At 43.0% G+C, this 15,479-nt stretch carries 18 protein-coding genes; 11 read left to right on the plus strand and 7 right to left on the minus strand.

What is annotated here, in order from left to right:
- Window positions 1-185 precede the first annotated feature (185 nt).
- Both pyk and MgSA37_RS27305 read right to left on the minus strand, forming a co-directional pair.
- Window positions 186-1,622 (minus strand): pyruvate kinase, encoded by a 1,437-nt coding sequence (gene pyk, locus MgSA37_RS27300; protein WP_096356918.1) that lies wholly within the window; start codon window positions 1,620-1,622, stop codon window positions 186-188.
- 69 nt (window positions 1,623-1,691) lie between these two features.
- On the minus strand, window positions 1,692-2,111 hold the full coding sequence (locus tag MgSA37_RS27305; protein ID WP_096357793.1) for an IPExxxVDY family protein: 420 nt from the start codon (window positions 2,109-2,111) through the stop codon (window positions 1,692-1,694).
- 150 nt (window positions 2,112-2,261) lie between these two features.
- On the opposite strand from MgSA37_RS27305, the gene MgSA37_RS27310 reads away from it, so the two are divergent.
- Genes MgSA37_RS27310 through rnc form a run of 3 tightly spaced genes read left to right on the plus strand, consistent with a single transcriptional unit; the run spans window position 2,262 to window position 4,507 of the window.
- Window positions 2,262-2,498, plus strand: coding sequence for an acyl carrier protein (locus MgSA37_RS27310; RefSeq protein WP_031266521.1), 237 nt, complete (start codon window positions 2,262-2,264; stop codon window positions 2,496-2,498).
- 20 nt (window positions 2,499-2,518) lie between these two features.
- Window positions 2,519-3,772, plus strand: a complete 1,254-nt coding sequence (gene fabF / locus MgSA37_RS27315; RefSeq protein ID WP_096356920.1) for a beta-ketoacyl-ACP synthase II — start codon at window positions 2,519-2,521, stop codon at window positions 3,770-3,772.
- A 9-nt stretch (window positions 3,773-3,781) separates the two neighbouring features.
- Complete coding sequence (rnc, locus tag MgSA37_RS27320; RefSeq protein ID WP_096356922.1) at window positions 3,782-4,507, plus strand: ribonuclease III; 726 nt, start codon at window positions 3,782-3,784, stop codon at window positions 4,505-4,507.
- 159 nt (window positions 4,508-4,666) lie between these two features.
- Here the strand turns inward: rnc and MgSA37_RS27325 are convergent, their stop codons facing one another.
- Complete coding sequence (locus tag MgSA37_RS27325) at window positions 4,667-5,446, minus strand: hypothetical protein (protein WP_096356924.1); 780 nt, start codon at window positions 5,444-5,446, stop codon at window positions 4,667-4,669.
- 203 nt (window positions 5,447-5,649) lie between these two features.
- On the opposite strand from MgSA37_RS27325, the gene MgSA37_RS27330 reads away from it, so the two are divergent.
- The 7 genes from MgSA37_RS27330 to miaE all read left to right on the plus strand — a co-directional run bounded on the left by MgSA37_RS27330 (window position 5,650) and on the right by miaE (window position 10,761).
- A complete protein-coding gene (locus MgSA37_RS27330) occupies window positions 5,650-7,149 on the plus strand; it encodes a sulfatase-like hydrolase/transferase (RefSeq protein ID WP_096356926.1) in 1,500 nt (499 codons plus the stop codon).
- A 113-nt stretch (window positions 7,150-7,262) separates the two neighbouring features.
- Entirely contained in the window at window positions 7,263-8,138 is an 876-nt protein-coding gene (locus tag MgSA37_RS27335) for a YicC/YloC family endoribonuclease (RefSeq protein WP_232010745.1), read from the plus strand.
- Window positions 8,139-8,224: 86 nt separating this feature from the next.
- Window positions 8,225-8,800 (plus strand): guanylate kinase, encoded by a 576-nt coding sequence (gene gmk / locus MgSA37_RS27340; protein WP_096356929.1) that lies wholly within the window; start codon window positions 8,225-8,227, stop codon window positions 8,798-8,800.
- Window positions 8,801-8,836: 36 nt separating this feature from the next.
- Window positions 8,837-9,205 carry a four helix bundle protein gene (locus tag MgSA37_RS27345; RefSeq protein ID WP_096356930.1) on the plus strand — a complete coding sequence of 123 codons (369 nt, stop codon included), beginning with the start codon at window positions 8,837-8,839 and terminating at the stop codon, window positions 9,203-9,205.
- Window positions 9,206-9,284: 79 nt separating this feature from the next.
- A complete protein-coding gene (gene nadD, locus MgSA37_RS27350) occupies window positions 9,285-9,857 on the plus strand; it encodes a nicotinate (nicotinamide) nucleotide adenylyltransferase (protein ID WP_096356932.1) in 573 nt (190 codons plus the stop codon).
- Between the two features lie 87 nt (window positions 9,858-9,944).
- The gene (locus tag MgSA37_RS28485) at window positions 9,945-10,106 is read left to right on the plus strand and encodes a hypothetical protein (protein WP_157750764.1); all 162 of its coding nucleotides are present in this window, start codon (window positions 9,945-9,947) and stop codon (window positions 10,104-10,106) included.
- Window positions 10,107-10,161: 55 nt separating this feature from the next.
- Entirely contained in the window at window positions 10,162-10,761 is a 600-nt protein-coding gene (gene miaE / locus MgSA37_RS27355) for a tRNA-(ms[2]io[6]A)-hydroxylase (protein ID WP_197706054.1), read from the plus strand.
- Window positions 10,762-10,853: 92 nt separating this feature from the next.
- Here the strand turns inward: miaE and MgSA37_RS27360 are convergent, their stop codons facing one another.
- Together MgSA37_RS27360 and MgSA37_RS27365 are read right to left on the minus strand one after the other, a co-directional pair.
- On the minus strand, window positions 10,854-12,452 hold the full coding sequence (locus tag MgSA37_RS27360) for an FAD-dependent monooxygenase (protein WP_096356934.1): 1,599 nt from the start codon (window positions 12,450-12,452) through the stop codon (window positions 10,854-10,856).
- A 3-nt stretch (window positions 12,453-12,455) separates the two neighbouring features.
- Window positions 12,456-13,166, minus strand: a complete 711-nt coding sequence (locus MgSA37_RS27365) for an SAM-dependent methyltransferase (protein ID WP_096356936.1) — start codon at window positions 13,164-13,166, stop codon at window positions 12,456-12,458.
- A 55-nt stretch (window positions 13,167-13,221) separates the two neighbouring features.
- Here MgSA37_RS27365 and MgSA37_RS27370 point away from each other — a divergent pair, with 55 nt between their 5' ends.
- Window positions 13,222-13,938: a hypothetical protein gene (locus tag MgSA37_RS27370; RefSeq protein ID WP_096356938.1), complete on the plus strand. Its 717-nt coding sequence runs from the start codon at window positions 13,222-13,224 to the stop codon at window positions 13,936-13,938.
- A gap of 104 nt (window positions 13,939-14,042) precedes the next feature.
- Here MgSA37_RS27370 and MgSA37_RS27375 read toward each other — a convergent pair whose 3' ends face one another.
- Window positions 14,043-14,882, minus strand: a complete 840-nt coding sequence (locus tag MgSA37_RS27375) for a universal stress protein (protein WP_096356940.1) — start codon at window positions 14,880-14,882, stop codon at window positions 14,043-14,045.
- Window positions 14,883-15,161: 279 nt separating this feature from the next.
- A complete protein-coding gene (locus MgSA37_RS27380; protein WP_096356942.1) occupies window positions 15,162-15,434 on the minus strand; it encodes a hypothetical protein in 273 nt (90 codons plus the stop codon).
- Between the last annotated feature and the right edge of the window lie 45 nt (window positions 15,435-15,479).

A 15,479-nucleotide genomic window follows, 5' to 3' on the forward strand; every position in this document is an offset into this window, starting at 1 on the left:
AAGGAGCGCTATGAAAACGATCGGGATATTGTGGAATTATTATTTTGCCAACACTGACAGGCTTTTTTTAAAAGTATGTGAGGCCGGGGTGTTTTAGGTTGTTGTAAGGTTGAAAAGTTGGAAAGTTGTAATGTTTTTAAAGGCTGTTAACCTTTCAACATTACAACTTTCCAACCTTACAACAATTACTCAATAATCGCCACCTTAAGCATATTTGTTTTTCCCTGTTTTCTGATAGGGATAGCGGCGGTATTGATCACCACATCACCTTCCTGTACCAGGTTAGCTTCTTTAAGGATATTGTTTACATCGCTTATGGTTTGATCGGTACTTTCTAATTTATCGTAATAAAATGTTTTTACGCCCCAAAGCAGGCTTAAGGCATTTAACAGGTGTTTGTTGGCGGTAAAAATATAAGTGCCTGCTTTAGGCCTGTAGCTTGATATTTCAAAGGCGGTATAGCCTGACGATGTCATGGAAACTATGCCGGCGGCATTTGTGTGTTCAGCTAAATAAACTGCCGAACCGCAAACGGCGTCGATGAGGTAATCAGGTGACGACGGATCTTTTTTGCTTGATTTATCCATATTAAACGGATAGCCCAGTTCCTCTACATTTCGCACAATTTTAGCCATGGTTTCAATAACGATCACCGGGAACTCGCCAACAGATGTTTCACCGCTCAGCATCACGGCGTCAGCGCCATCAAGAACCGAATTGGCTACGTCGTTTACTTCTGCACGGGTTGGGCGCGGGGTAGTGATCATTGATTCCAGCATCTGGGTGGCAACAATTACCGGTTTTGAGGCCTCGCGGCATTTGCGCGCAATCATTTTTTGAAGTAACGGTACTTCTTCCAAAGGCATTTCAACGCCAAGGTCGCCACGGGCAACCATTACGCCGTCAGTAGCTGCAATAATATCATCGATATTATCAATTGCCTCGGGCTTTTCAACCTTGGCAATTACTTTTGCTGATTTACCGCTGTTGCTGATGATGCGTTTCAGGTCTAAAATATCCTGGCCGGTACGTACAAATGAAAGGCCGATCCAATCCACATCCCATTCAAGGGCATATTTTAAATTTTCAAGATCTTCTTCGGTTAAACTTGGGATAGATACTTTGGTATTGGGAAGGTTAACACCTTTACGGCTTGTTAATATGCCGCCATGTACCACTTCGCAAACAACGGTATCATTCCTGTTGGTCTCAATTACCCTCATCTGGATCTTTCCGTCATCCAGCAAAATAATTTCGTCCGGCTGCACATCCTGCGGAAAGGTTTCATAAGTGATATATATACCATCTTCACTTCCTATGCATTCGTGTGTAGTAATATTAATACGTGTACCGTTAACCAGGTGTATACCGCCATCTTTTACCAACCCGATGCGGATTTTAGGACCCTGCAGGTCGGCAAGGATGCCTACATTGGTCTTATACTGGTCATTAATTTCGCGAATGGTATCAATTACTGCCTTGTGGTCCTGGGCTTTTCCGTGGGAAAAATTAAGGCGGCAAATATTAACGCCGGCTCTGATCATGGCAAGTAAAACTTCCTTTTTGGCCGAGGCAGGGCCCATTGTGGCAACAATTTTAGTTCTGTTATGTTGTAATTTCATATTTTTTTTGATTAAAACAGGCTTATTTGGCTGTATATAAGTGTAACGACTACACTTCAAAAATTTGCGCTAAAATAAGAGATTTTCGCGTGATTTTATTTTTTTCGGATCAATCTTTACTGCGGCAACAATTTCAGGTATTTTATTGAGGCTTGTTAACAGGTTATCTAGGTCATTTTCATCAATATAATTTTTTATCATTAAAAAATAATCTGCCTTTCTGAATTCAGGAATTAAATAGCCATCCGAGCCTTTATTTCCCATAAAATAAAAATCGGTCTCGGTAGTTTCCCAATTATAGTGGTATAAGGAGAATAAAACAGGCGCTGAACCCGGATTTATGTCCACAGAAAGGTCTTTAATTTTTGCAAAATTAAATGCTAAGTGCTTATTAATCAGATAGCAAATGCGGTAATCTTTTAACGAAGTGGTAACAGCGATCAAAACAAAATCAAGATCGATCTCAAACTTTAAAAATTTCCTGTTCAAAATCATTACTTTTGCGGCGGTAAAAATACAAATCGAAACTCTTGCAATAAAATTTTGTTGCAGATTATACAAAAGTTTTTAGATTTGATATTTATCAGAATTTATTTTTCCTTTGCACAAATTTTTTATTAATCATTAAACTATAAGACTATGTCTGATATCGCTTCAAGAGTAAAAGCTATTATCGTAGAAAAATTAGGTGTTGACGAAAGTGAAGTAACACCCGAAGCTAGCTTCACCAATGATCTTGGTGCTGACTCGTTGGACACCGTGGAATTAATCATGGAGTTTGAAAAAGAATTTAACGTAGCTATTCCTGATGACCAGGCAGAAACTATTGGTACTGTAGGGCAAGCGGTTGCTTACCTCGAAAAAAACGTTAAATAAGAACTCCCCAATAGTATTAAATGGAGTTTAAAAGAGTTGTTGTAACCGGGCTTGGAGCACTTACTCCGATTGGCAATACTGTTCCTGAATACTGGGAATCGTTGATCAATGGAGTGAGTGGCGCTGCCTTAATTAAAAGTTTTGATACCGAAAAGTTCAAAACCAAATTCGCCTGCGAAGTTAAGAACTTTGACGCGGATGGATTTTTAGGCAGAAAAGATGCCAGGAAACTTGATCCTTTTGTTCAATACGCCCTATTCTCAACAGAAGAAGCCGTAAAAGACGCAGGGGTTGATTTTGCGGCACTGGATACCAGCCGTATAGGTGTTATCTGGGGCTCCGGTATCGGAGGTTTAAAAACATTTTTAGACGAGGTAACCAACTTTGCCAGAGGTGATGGTTCTCCCCGTTTTAATCCTTTCTTTATTCCAAAAATGATAGCGGATATCGCCCCGGGGCATATTTCTATCAAGTATGGTTTACGCGGGCCAAATTTTTCAACGGTTTCTGCCTGTGCTTCCTCAAATAATTCGCTGATCGATTCATTTAACTATATCCGTTTGGGTAAAGCTAATATGTTTATCAGCGGCGGTTCTGAAGCGATCATTAACGAAGCCGGTATAGGCGGGTTTAATGCCATGCATGCACTTTCCACCCGGAATGATGATCCTGCAACGGCTTCGAGGCCGTTTGACCTTGACCGCGACGGCTTTGTCGCAGGTGAAGGCGCCGGAACCATTATTTTAGAAGAGTTGGAGCATGCCAAAGCAAGGGGCGCAAAAATTTATGCTGAAATGATTGGCGGCGGTATGAGTGCCGATGCTTACCACATGACTGCTCCCCACCCGGAAGGACTTGGCGCGGCACTGGTAATGAGGCATGCTTTGCAGGATGCCGGTATTACCCCAGCCGACATTGACTATGTGAACGTTCACGGTACGTCGACCCCAATCGGCGATCCGCAGGAAGTTAAAGCGATCCAGGATGTATATGGTGATGAAGTTTACAGGATCAATATCAGCTCCACCAAATCAATGACAGGGCACTTATTGGGCGCTGCAGGTGCGGTTGAAGCCATTGCCGCTATATTGGCAATCAAAAATGATATGATCCCGCCAACCATCAATCACTTTACTGATGATCCGGCTTTCGACCCTAAAATTAATTTTACCTTTAACAAGGCACAACAAAGAGTAGTAAACATTGCTCAAAGCAACGGTTTCGGGTTCGGCGGTCACAATGCTTCCGTGATATTTAAAAAGTACGAAGAATAAAATAACCGGATGCCTATAAGTCGTTTTTACAAACTCTACATATCTCCCAATAGAAAATACGTAAAGGTTTTAAAAAACTTGCTGGGTTTTGTGCCCGGCAATTTGTCGCTTTACAAGATGGCGTTCCGCCATAAATCGGTAGCGCAAAACGTAAAAAAGGGCGTAAAAAACAGTAATGAACGACTTGAATTTTTAGGTGATGCGGTTTTGGGCAGCGTTGTTGCCGAGGTGCTTTTTAAATTATACCCTTATGAAGATGAGGGATTTTTAACCGAATTACGTTCAAAAATAGTTAGCCGTGTTAACCTTAACCAGCTGGCCCGCAAACTTGGTTTTGATAAACTGATTGAATATGATAGCCGGATGCTTAACTCATCAAGGCAGGGATCATTACTTGGCGACGCTTTTGAAGCCCTGGTAGGCGCTATTTACCTGGATAAAGGTTACGACTTTACCCGAAGCTTCCTGGTGAACCATATTATCAAATCACACATCGATATCCACACGCTGGAGCAGACGGAAACTAATTTCAAAAGCAAACTGATAGAGTGGTGCCAGCGCCACAGCAAGGACATAGCGTTTGACCTGATCAGCAATGAGGAAGGTGAAAATGTGAAACTATTTACCGTACAGGCGGTTATTGACGGCGAGGTAATGGGCCTTGGCAAGGAATTCAATAAAAAGAACGCCGAAAAACTGGCTGCCGAAAAAGCCTGCGAAACGCTGGGGATATAGCCCCGGCCCCCTAACCCCCTAAAGAGGGAATATCATCGGCTTAAAAGTTTAATATCGAACAGCGAATTTCGAATTTTGAATTACGAAGTGAAACTTCGGCGTTCGTTATTCAAAATTCATTATTCGATATTTTTGCTTTTTATTTTGACTTAATCCCTGCTATTTTATTGTACCGTCATCCAGCGACACCGGCGCTAAGGATTTATCAGTAGTTTTAAAGACCGGCTTCGGCTGCGTTAGCCTTGATTTATTGAGCACGTAAAAATCGTAGTTCTTTTTTACTTTTTTCATCAGGTCGTAATCATTCCAGGCTTTAATATCTTCGTACGAGGGACGGTAGTACTCCATAAATTTCTTTACGGTGGTGTCTGGGGCGTTGGTTACTTTTTTTACAAGGGCAACAGTATACCTTCTGTCAACTGCCGATGCTTCCAATTCACCCCTGGTGTAGTTTTTAAACCGGCGCAGATTGGCCGCATCTTTGCCAAACCACGTGTGCAGGTCGTTCAGCGGGTTCAATAAAACAGACAATAACGGCGGGTCGCCGTTATAATAAACCCCTTTACGGTTATAATCCTTTAAAACATCATTTAATTCCTGCTTTTTTGATTCACCCTGTACAGTAACGGTGTTCAGTTTAATTACCGGCTGCATATAAACCGGCATATCACTTCCGTTAAGTACAACAATTTTTTGTTCGGTAAAATCATCCTTTGTAAACCGCAGGGTATCGCCGGCGGCAGCTTTAATGGTGAACCATCCCAGTTCATCACTCATTATGCGCTCCCCTGTTTTTAAATTATGGATCACTACCTGCGGAACCCTTTCTCCGCTTAATTTTTTAGAGGTTACGCCACGTATGGTAAATACCTGTTGCCCCGCAGCGTTTAAAAAAGCGAAAATGCATAAAACAAACAGGGTTAAACAGGCGATGCGCATGCTAATAAATTGAGGTACAAACTTAAAGATAGTATTTGAGAGCAAATGTGAAAAAATGTTAATTACGGGTTATTACATTTTTTAGCTTTTTGTGTGTAAATTATTTTGCACTTTTTGTTGAATGTGCTTAACTTTGAGTTAAACCTGGTAGCCTTATTACAAATACCCGGAATTCGTTTTTTTATCAACCTAAACGTATAATCATGAGTTTTAAAGCAAACCTTAAAACACTTGGCCAGCAGCCTGATATTATCCTGATCATTACTGACCAGCAGCGCGCCACACAGCATTTTCCGATTGGATGGGAAGAAAAAAACCTGCCCAACCTTACCTTCTTTAAAAAGAACGGCTTTAGTTTCGACCGCGCTTTTTGCAATACCTGCATGTGTTCGCCCAGCCGGGCAACCTTGTTTACCGGTACGTACCCGGCGCAGCATGGTGTTTCGCAAACATTAACCGCCCAGGGCAATTTTTCACCGGCTGAGATACAGCTTGACAGCACCCTGCCCAATATGATGAACATGCTGCAGGGCGTTGGGTATGATGTACAGTATCGGGGGAAATGGCACCTTAGCAAGGGCACCACATCCTATTACACGCTTACCGCGGCAGATGTGGCCTTATTCGGCGCGATGGGCTGGATGCCGCCTGATTCCGGCGAAGATGCCAACCCCCTTAATTTTGGCGGCGGGTATGCCAATCATGATGCACGGTACGTGGCTGAGGCTGTAAAATATTTGAAAGAGGTAAAAGTAAAGCGTGCAAACGGTAAACGTACGCCCTATTGCCTTATTGTATCGCTGGTGAACCCGCATGATGTGCTGAGCTATCTGCAAAATGCCAGTTTATACGGCTACCATGGTTACGAGTGGTCGGGAAGGGAAATTGATCTGCCCAATAGTGTGGATGAACAGTTGCTCAGGAATAAAAAGCCAATGGCCCAGGCGCAGGCCCTGGCCGTGCAAACAGCGGGCCTGGGCGCGCTGACCACCGACGATGACAAACTTAATTATATCAACTTTTATGGCTATCTGCTTTCAAAAGTGGATACTGAGATCAGTTATATTACCAATGAACTATATGCGCCCGATGAAAACGGCAATAAGCTGGCGGATACTGCCATCGTGATCCAGACTTCGGACCATGGCGAAATGGGATTGGCGCATGGCGGGCTGCGGCAAAAAATGTTTGTTAGTTATGAAGAAGCCCTGCGCGTTCCGCTGGTAATATCAAACCCGGTACTGTTTAAAGATCAGCAACACCGCAATTCGTTTAAACTTGCCTCGCTGGTTGATTTGATGCCCACAGTGGCAGAGATTGCTGCTGTGCCCGCGCCCCCTTCGGGCTTGCGCGGTGTTAGCCTCGTTCCGGTAATTGAAAACAATACAGCTGTGCAGGATAGTATCCTTTTTGCTTATGACGATACCAAAGCGGGCCTTAACAACCAGCCATCGATGGTGAAAGCGGCCAACCGCGTGCGCTGCATCCGCACTGAAGTGTGGAAATACGATTACTATTTCCATGCCATGGGTTCATACGCTAATCAATATGAAATGTATAACCTTATCGAAGATCCGGGCGAAATCACTAACCTGGCTTATGACGCTAAATGCTCAACCGAAAGGGAGAAGCTGAAAAAGCAGTTGCATGAACTGGAAAGAGAGAAGCTGCAAGTACATGATTTGGCGGGTGCAATAGAATAGGATATTGGCGTTGATAAATATATCCTGTTACTATTTGTTTTTATTTTTTCACCTTTTTCTTCCGGGCTTTCCTGGCTTTTCGGACTTTCCCGACTAATTCCCTATCTTTGCGCATGATAAAATCCATGACCGGCTATGGAATTGCCAGTTTTGACTCCGGGAGTACAAAATATACGGTTGAGATAAAATCCCTCAATAGTAAATTCCTGGAATTGTCGCTGCGGCTACCCAAATCTTTTACCGAAAAAGAATTTCAGCTGCGTAACGAATGCAGCAAGCAAATTGAACGCGGTAAAGTAAACCTTTCTTTCAACGTTGAAAAGGCCGACTCGACGGTGAGAGCTGCCGGGATTGATAAAGAATTGCTTAAACACTATTATGAGCAATTAAAAGCGGTTAGCCTTGATTTTAATGAGCAATCCAATAATTTACTGGAATTGGCGCTTGGCTTACCCGAAGTGGTTAAATACGACGAGGAAACCGTTTCGGAAGAGGAGTGGAAGGTTGCAGAAAAAACCTTTAAACAAGCTTTAGCAGCGTTTCAGCAATTCAGGATAGATGAGGGCAAGATCCTGGAGCAGGATACCAAAATGCGTATCGGCATCATCTTAAAAAACCTTTCGCTGATAGAAATAGAAGAGCCCAAACGGGTTCCGGTGATCAGGGAACGGTTAAACCAGTTTTTAGCCGAAGCCGTTGGCCGTGAAGCGATCGATCAAAACCGTTTTGAACAGGAGTTGATCTACTATATTGACAAGCTTGATATTACTGAAGAAAAGATCCGATTGAAAGCGCATTGCGATTATTTTATTGAGACTTTAAAAAATGACGATGCCAATGGCAAAAAACTTGGTTTCATCTCCCAGGAAATCGGCCGCGAAATAAATACCCTGGGCTCAAAAGCCAATGATGCCAATATTCAAAAGTTGGTTGTAGGCATGAAAGAAGAATTGGAAAAAATTAAAGAACAATTGCTAAATGTGTTGTAAGGTTGAAAGGTTGTAATGTTGAAAGGTTATCATAGATATCGGAACAACTTTACAACCTTTCAACTTTTCAACATTACAACAAAATAATGACCACAGAAGGGAAACTCATCATATTTTCGGCGCCATCGGGGGCGGGTAAAACAACCATCGTTCAGCACTTGCTTGGTAAGATTCCCCAGCTTGAGTTTTCTGTCTCAGCAACTACCCGCAAGCCCCGCGGCGATGAGCAACAGGGTAAAGACTACTATTTTATCAGCAAAGAGGAGTTTTTGCACCGTATTGCCAAAAAACAATTTGTTGAATTTGAAGAAGTATATACGGGCACTTTTTACGGCACCCTGCGCACCGAAATTGAACGGATCTGGGCCGAAGGAAAAACAGTAATCTTTGATATTGATGTAATTGGCGGATTACACCTTAAAAGAAAATACGACGGGCAGGCGCTGGCCATATTTGTACAGCCGCCATCACTTGAGGTACTCATTGAGCGATTAACCGGCCGTGGTACTGATAGCGCTGAAAAATTAAAGGAGCGTTTTGCAAAAGCAGAAAAAGAATTGAATTATGCGCCTGAATTTGATATTATCCTAAAAAATCACGATCTTCAAACGGCTTGTGAAGAGGCGGAAGAGTTGGTGCGCCAGTTCATTGGGCGGGGATAGTTTGCAGTTTTTAGTTGGCAGTTTGCAGGGTTTAAAATGGGTACTTATCGCGATTTAGTTTTATATAAAAAAAGCTTTGTACTTGCTATGGAGATATTCGTAGTCACTAAACAATTCCCAAAAGAAGAAACTTACTCTTTAACTGATCAAATTCGCCGATCTTCACGCTCCACAAACATTTGCACTATTGAAGCTTATCGTAAGCGAAAATACCCTAATCATTTTGTTAGTAAACTAACCGATGTTGATATGGAGAACAGTGAAACGCAGGGGTGGCTGGAATTTGCAAAAGAATGCAATTATATTTCTATAGAAGTATACAATAAACTTCATGGACTATCGGATGAAATAGGCCGACTTGTTCAATACATGATTGACAACCCTGGAAAGTTTGGCGCAGGATAGGGCTTTAACTTCTGTTGCATATTGCCAACCGAAAATGCCAATTACACGTTGCAAACTGCCAACTTAAAACTGCAAACTAATGAAGATCGGTTTACTATTCGGTTCATTTAATCCTATACACGTCGGGCATTTAATTATCGCAAATTATATGGCCAACTATACTACCCTCGATAAGGTTTGGCTGGTAGTATCGCCCCAAAATCCTTTAAAAAAATACCACGACCTGATCAATACTTACGACCGGCTTGAGATGGCCAAACTTGCTACAGATAATTCTACCAAACTGGAGGTAAGCGACGTGGAACTGCGGTTACCGCAACCATCCTATACCATCGATACCCTTACCCATTTAAAAGAAAAATACCCGCAGCACGAGTTTGCGCTGATTATGGGGTCAGACAACCTGGTATCGTTGCCCAAATGGAAAAACTACAAACTTATCCTGCGCGATTACCAGATCTATGTTTATCCCCGCCCGGGTTATGAAAACACCGAGCTGGCAACCCACCCATCAGTTACCATAACGATGACACCCCTGATGGAGCTGTCGGCGACATTTATCCGCCAATCCATCGCCCAGAAAAAGAATGTACAGTATTTTGTACCGGATATCGTTTTGGAGTTTATTGAGAGTAAGCATTTGTATAGGTAGTTCAGCCCCCTAACCCCCTAAAGGGGGAATTATCAGCTTTTGTTAGAAATTGGACAATAGCTCAATATACATTCAAATATTATCGCCATGACGAAAGAAAACGCATTAAGACTTGTAGAATATCTGCCGCAAACTGTTCCTGTCGACGGATTAATAAAAGCTTTTTACCGTTTAGAAAATATGGAAGAAGAACAAGGCGCCGATGAAATAGATTGGGACGAATTAAAAAAGGAAATAGATTCCTGGTAAAACCTTTTAGCCTTCGCCTTTACCCTTTCACCTAAATTCACCTTATCTTTGCCCTGTGAGCGAAAAAACCATTCTTAAACTGCAGTTACCAACTGACCCGCTTTGGGTAAAGAATGTGGTGGAAAGTAATATTGAAGAGTTGTTAACCGACCATGCCTTTTGCGAGCAAAAAGCCGCAAGCAATGCAATTACTTTAATTGTTCAAAACCCCAATCTATCCGACCTGGTACAGGAAATGGCCAAATTGGTACAAGAGGAAATGGATCATTTTAAAAGGGTTCATGATATTATTTTGGAACGGGGTTTTGTGCTCGGTCGCGAACGAAAGGATAATTACGTAAACGAGCTGCGCAAATTCATTGTTATCGGCGGCGGACGGACAGAGCAATTGATCGATCGTTTACTTTTCTCCGCAATGATCGAGGCCCGCAGTTGCGAGCGTTTTAAAGTATTGTCGGAAAATATTAATGACGAAGCCTTGTCAGCATTTTATCATGAGCTGATGATCAGCGAGGCCACTCATTACGCCATGTTTATCCGCCTGGCAAAAAAATATGCCGGTGATATTGATGTTGACAAACGCTGGAAACAATACCTGGATTATGAAGCCATCGTAATTCAAAATTATGGCAAGACAGAAACGATACATGGATAGGTTGGTTGGACCATGGCCGATGGACCATAGTCCATGGCCATTTTGGATAAACCTTTTTACCATGGTCCATGGACTATCGACCATGGACTACCCTACATCACCCCAACAATATTCCTCAAATAATTATCCGTCAAGACCATATCCACCTTATCGTTGATAAAGCCGATGTGCATGTCGGGGCGAACAATGAGGGACTTTACACGGTTTGGATTAATTTCAAAGGCCTCGAAAACGTGCAGGTTTTTTGCAGACGGCGGCAGGTAGAAGAAATTTAATGTTGCCGGATAATTTTGCGTGATCCATTTCGCAAGCGTAAAAAGATCGCTTTCTGCCAGTTTCCCCAAAACAATAAAAGTAAAGCCCGCTTTGCTGCACCATTCGTGCAGGTCGGTTTCTTCCTGCTTTTTTTCATCAAAAACTTTCAGGTAAGGCAGCCTGTCGCCGGCCTTTACTTTTGTAGATTGACTTATTTGCAGGTTGATGGCGCTATCGCGGTAGCTAATGTCAATTTGCGAAACACGTTTAAAAAGCGCCTCCCGTATGCCTTTGTTGTTCCAGGCAAATTTCAACACCGATGGCATCAACCAGGTTTTAAATACCCTGCTATACCATTTGTTTGACATCACGATGTTGAAGACCCTGTCGGTAGTGTTAAGCAGCGTTTTGGCGACGGGCATACGTTCAGCGGCATAGCTGTCAAGAATAGGGTGTTTTAAACGGCCGTTTACAACCCCGGCAAGTTTCCAGGCCAGGTTATAGGCATCCTGTAAACCGGTGTTCATGCCCTGGCCGCCCACCGGCGAGTGAATATGCGCGGCATCGCCAATTAAAAAGCAGCGCTGCTCCCTGAATTTATCAGCCATGCGGTGATGCAGCCGGTAGGTGGTAAACCAGTAATTATTTTTGACGTTTACCTGGATACCAGAAATATTTTGCAGGTAAGGCAATACCTCTTCAAGCCGAAGGCCTTCTTTTTTTTCCAATTTCGCCGGCAGATTACCGATAACGCGGTACCGGGTAAACTCCGGCATCGGGAAAAATCCCGAAAAACCTTGCCCGCCGAGGCAAAGGTGTACATAACCATCGTTTATTTCTTCATTCAGCAGCTCAACATCAGCCAGGTAAAACCCGTGCGCATAGGTATCACCGCTAAACGGGATGTTTAATTGTTTGCGGACACTGCTATGGGCGCCATCCGCGCCGATCACCCAATCACAAGTTAAAGTGATCGCCTGGCCGGCATTCTGAAGATTTACTTCAACACACTTTTCAGTTTGTTTAAGCGACATTAAATTGGTTTCCCAATATACCGGGCAAACATGACGGGTTAAAAAATCGAGCAGCAGTTTTTCGTTTTTGCTTTGCTGGTACAAATGGATAAAAGGAAAAGCCGTTTGCCCTTCGCCAACGTTATTAAATGAAAGGGAGGCTGCCTTTTTGCCATCCAGGTTAAATGAAAGGCCCTCTGCCGCCTTGCCGCCTTCAAGCACGCGGTCAATAAGCCCCATCTGCCTGTAGATCTCGAGTGACCGGGCTTGTACCGCAAGGGCTTTTGACTCGTCTGTAGGGCCCTGTTTGCTATCAATAATTATCGGCTGAATCCCATACCTGAGCAATTGTGCGGCCATCATCAGCCCTGAAGGCCCAGCGCCGACGATCAATACCGGGGTATGTTGCTCATTGAGGATCACCTATCATTTATGAAATAGTAAAAATATAGCCGGGCGCTTATGCAGCTCAGGCACTTTTTTCTGCCAGTCGGCAATGGTTTTGGTTTGAACAAATTCTGTGGCCGCCGTCAAATCGCAGGCAATGCATAAACGTGATTTTGGGTTGGCAGTTTTTAATATTTCCTCCAGCAAAACATTATTGCGGAACGGGGTTTCGATAAAGATCTGAGTCTGGTCAATCCGTTCGGCAATACTTTCCAGTTCTTTTATTTTTTTTGCGCGTAAAAGTTTATCAATAGGCAGGTACCCGTGGAAAGTAAAGCTTTGCCCGTTAAAACCCGACGCCATCAGCGCCAGCAAAATGGAACTCGGCCCAACCAGCGGAACAACCTTTATACCCATGCGATGCGCTTTTTCGACGATTTCCGCACCGGGGTCGGCAATGCCGGGGCAACCGGCTTCACTCATCAGGCCAACATCCTTGCCGGTTTGCAATCCTTTAAAAAATTCGGCCTTGCCCAACTCGCGGTTGTGCTTGCTATAATCATGGATCAGCAATTCGCTTTGCGGCGTCTTCAAACCCGCTTCCTTCAGGAACCTGCGCGCTGTTTTTTCATTCTCAACAATATACTCTTTGATGTGGTTTATCGTATCTACTAAATATGGTGTAAATGATTTGGCGGCGGCCTCATCGGCAAGCGGCACAGGGATCAAATAAAGGGTTCCTAAAGGCATCTTGCAAAATTGCTGTTTTTTGTTTAATTTAAGCTACTGAAAGGAAATGTAAAAAATGAAAGAGCTAAGTAAAAACTGGTTTATTGAGGGATCAATCGATTTTGAGCATAAAAAATACATCCTGCTGGATTATTTACAGGAAATTAACCGCCATTTTGATAAAAGCAGGCTATACCCCAACCTTACCGACCTGATCTTCCACTTTAATAACCTTTTATATTTTAAAAAGAACAAAACCATGCTGCAACAGGCTTTTCCGCAACGTTTAACCCTGGCCGATATTGAAGCCGTAAAGCTTACCTACCAGAAAATTGTGGATGATGACAGCTCCATGCGTGAGATAGAGCTCATCATCACCTATGCCATGCAAAAAATGGACCCGGCTATACAAACCGGTAAAGAAATTTATGATTTTGTAGAAAAATGCCTGGTTATAGATCCGGTAGGTATTGTGCCGCTGATGCCTTACCATGGCTACTTTTCGCTGCGCAACGGAAAAGAAAAAACCCACGGCATCTATGAGTACCAGATCACCATTTTTGAAAATAAGGATGATAAATACCGGGGCATTAATATCCAGTTTGTAGAGACCTACGAAGAAAGCATCACCAAAACACCGGAGGCCATTAAACTCGACCTGATCCGCAGAAATAAATATATGCCCAACCCGGCGGTTTATTATGTGCAGAGCGATATAGCCTTCCCGCTGGAGCAAACCCTGCTGCCCGTGGCTAAAAGGAGTTTGGTGAAGTATATTTCGAAAGCGGCGTGAGGAGCCCCTCCTAAATCCTCCCCGGTAGGGAGGACTTTAAAATGCGTTCATAAAATGATTGGTTCTTAAAGTCTCCCCAACCGGGGGAGATTTAGAGGGGGCTCCTATTTCAAAATCAACACCGGCCTGTCCGAATTAAGGGTGAGGGCTTTGGTGATGCTGCGGTGGGTTAAATTATAAAAAAAGCTGTATTTGCCCGGCAGCGCAATGATGAGTTGCGGGTTATGTTTGCGGGAGAAATCAAGGATGCCATGTACGGTGTCTTTATCTTCAGAATAAAAAACCTGGTATTCATAGCCCTCCATTAAATCTTTAAGTCCGATTGTTAGTTTGGGATCATCTTCAGGGTGCTGATGTTTCGCATCAACATTTAAAAGCAGGAGTTTGGGGTGAAGCCATTTTGCCGGGTCGCGGTAGGTTTTAAAAGCGTTGAGGCGCGAGATCGCTGCAAAATCGCAGGGCACCACCGCTTCTTCCATCTTTTTATACCGGATATGGTTGGGGATGATCATTACCGGCCGCGGGCTTGTTTTAGCTATCGCGATGATCTGCTCGCTGATGTAGGGGTCATTTTCATATAAAGCTTTATCGGTACCCATCATTACCACATCGGCTTGCTCGTCTGCCAGTACCTGGTGTACCGCCCGCAGCAACGGCAAGTCACTGATTACCGTTTTTATTTTAATAGTTGGCAGGCATTTTTTAAGCAATTGCTGGCCAAGAACTTTTAATTTCTCCAGCTCAGCCCGCTTTTCTGCATCTATCTCCTCAGCGCTTAGCTGTACAAAATCCGCATCAGGCAGTAACTGGGTATACACCGACACATAAAAACTTTTCAGTAAAATGATGCGCTCCACATGGGTGTCGCAGCTAAAATCGGCGGCGTATTGTATGATATTTTCAGATGATCCTGAAAAGTTTACGGGGATCAGTAATGTTTTCATAATTATTTAAGTTTGCCGGAAACAAAGGTTGGTCTTCCGGTTTCCGCTTTTATACGATTTAAATTTACGATAAAAGATCAGCTGTTTTTTAATTTGCTGATTATTTCGCCTGGGGCATTTGTCAGTTATTTTAAAAAAGTTAGTTAAGCGCCCTTTTCTTCGATTACCTAATAAAAGCCCTTATGCTTGATCTTTGAGATACAAACTAATATTGTAAAGAGAGTGTAAATGTTTAACTTTTTCTCTGTAATGCGGTTATTCCATTGTAAACTTTCGCTATTAGCGAAATATCCAAGCGAAAATTACAGGAACAAAAATAGACAATAGCAACCCTGATAGATAAATTCTAAAAGGCGGCCAGTAGGACTTATCCTTTTTTACCGCTTTATGCAGCGTCCAGAATATTAAAAATATATTAGCAAGAAATGCAATCAGGATGAACAGGAGATCCAACCCTGGTCCGCCTAAACCAGAAGGTGCTATTGCGTAACCAATTGTAACCGTAAAGATGGCGACTGGATAGAATAAAATAGCTGCTAACTTTTTACTCATTATTTAATTTTGGAATTCGGATAAATCGGGCATTCTTTACGTCAT

The organism is Mucilaginibacter gotjawali (assembly GCF_002355435.1).
Taxonomy (GTDB): domain Bacteria; phylum Bacteroidota; class Bacteroidia; order Sphingobacteriales; family Sphingobacteriaceae; genus Mucilaginibacter; species Mucilaginibacter gotjawali.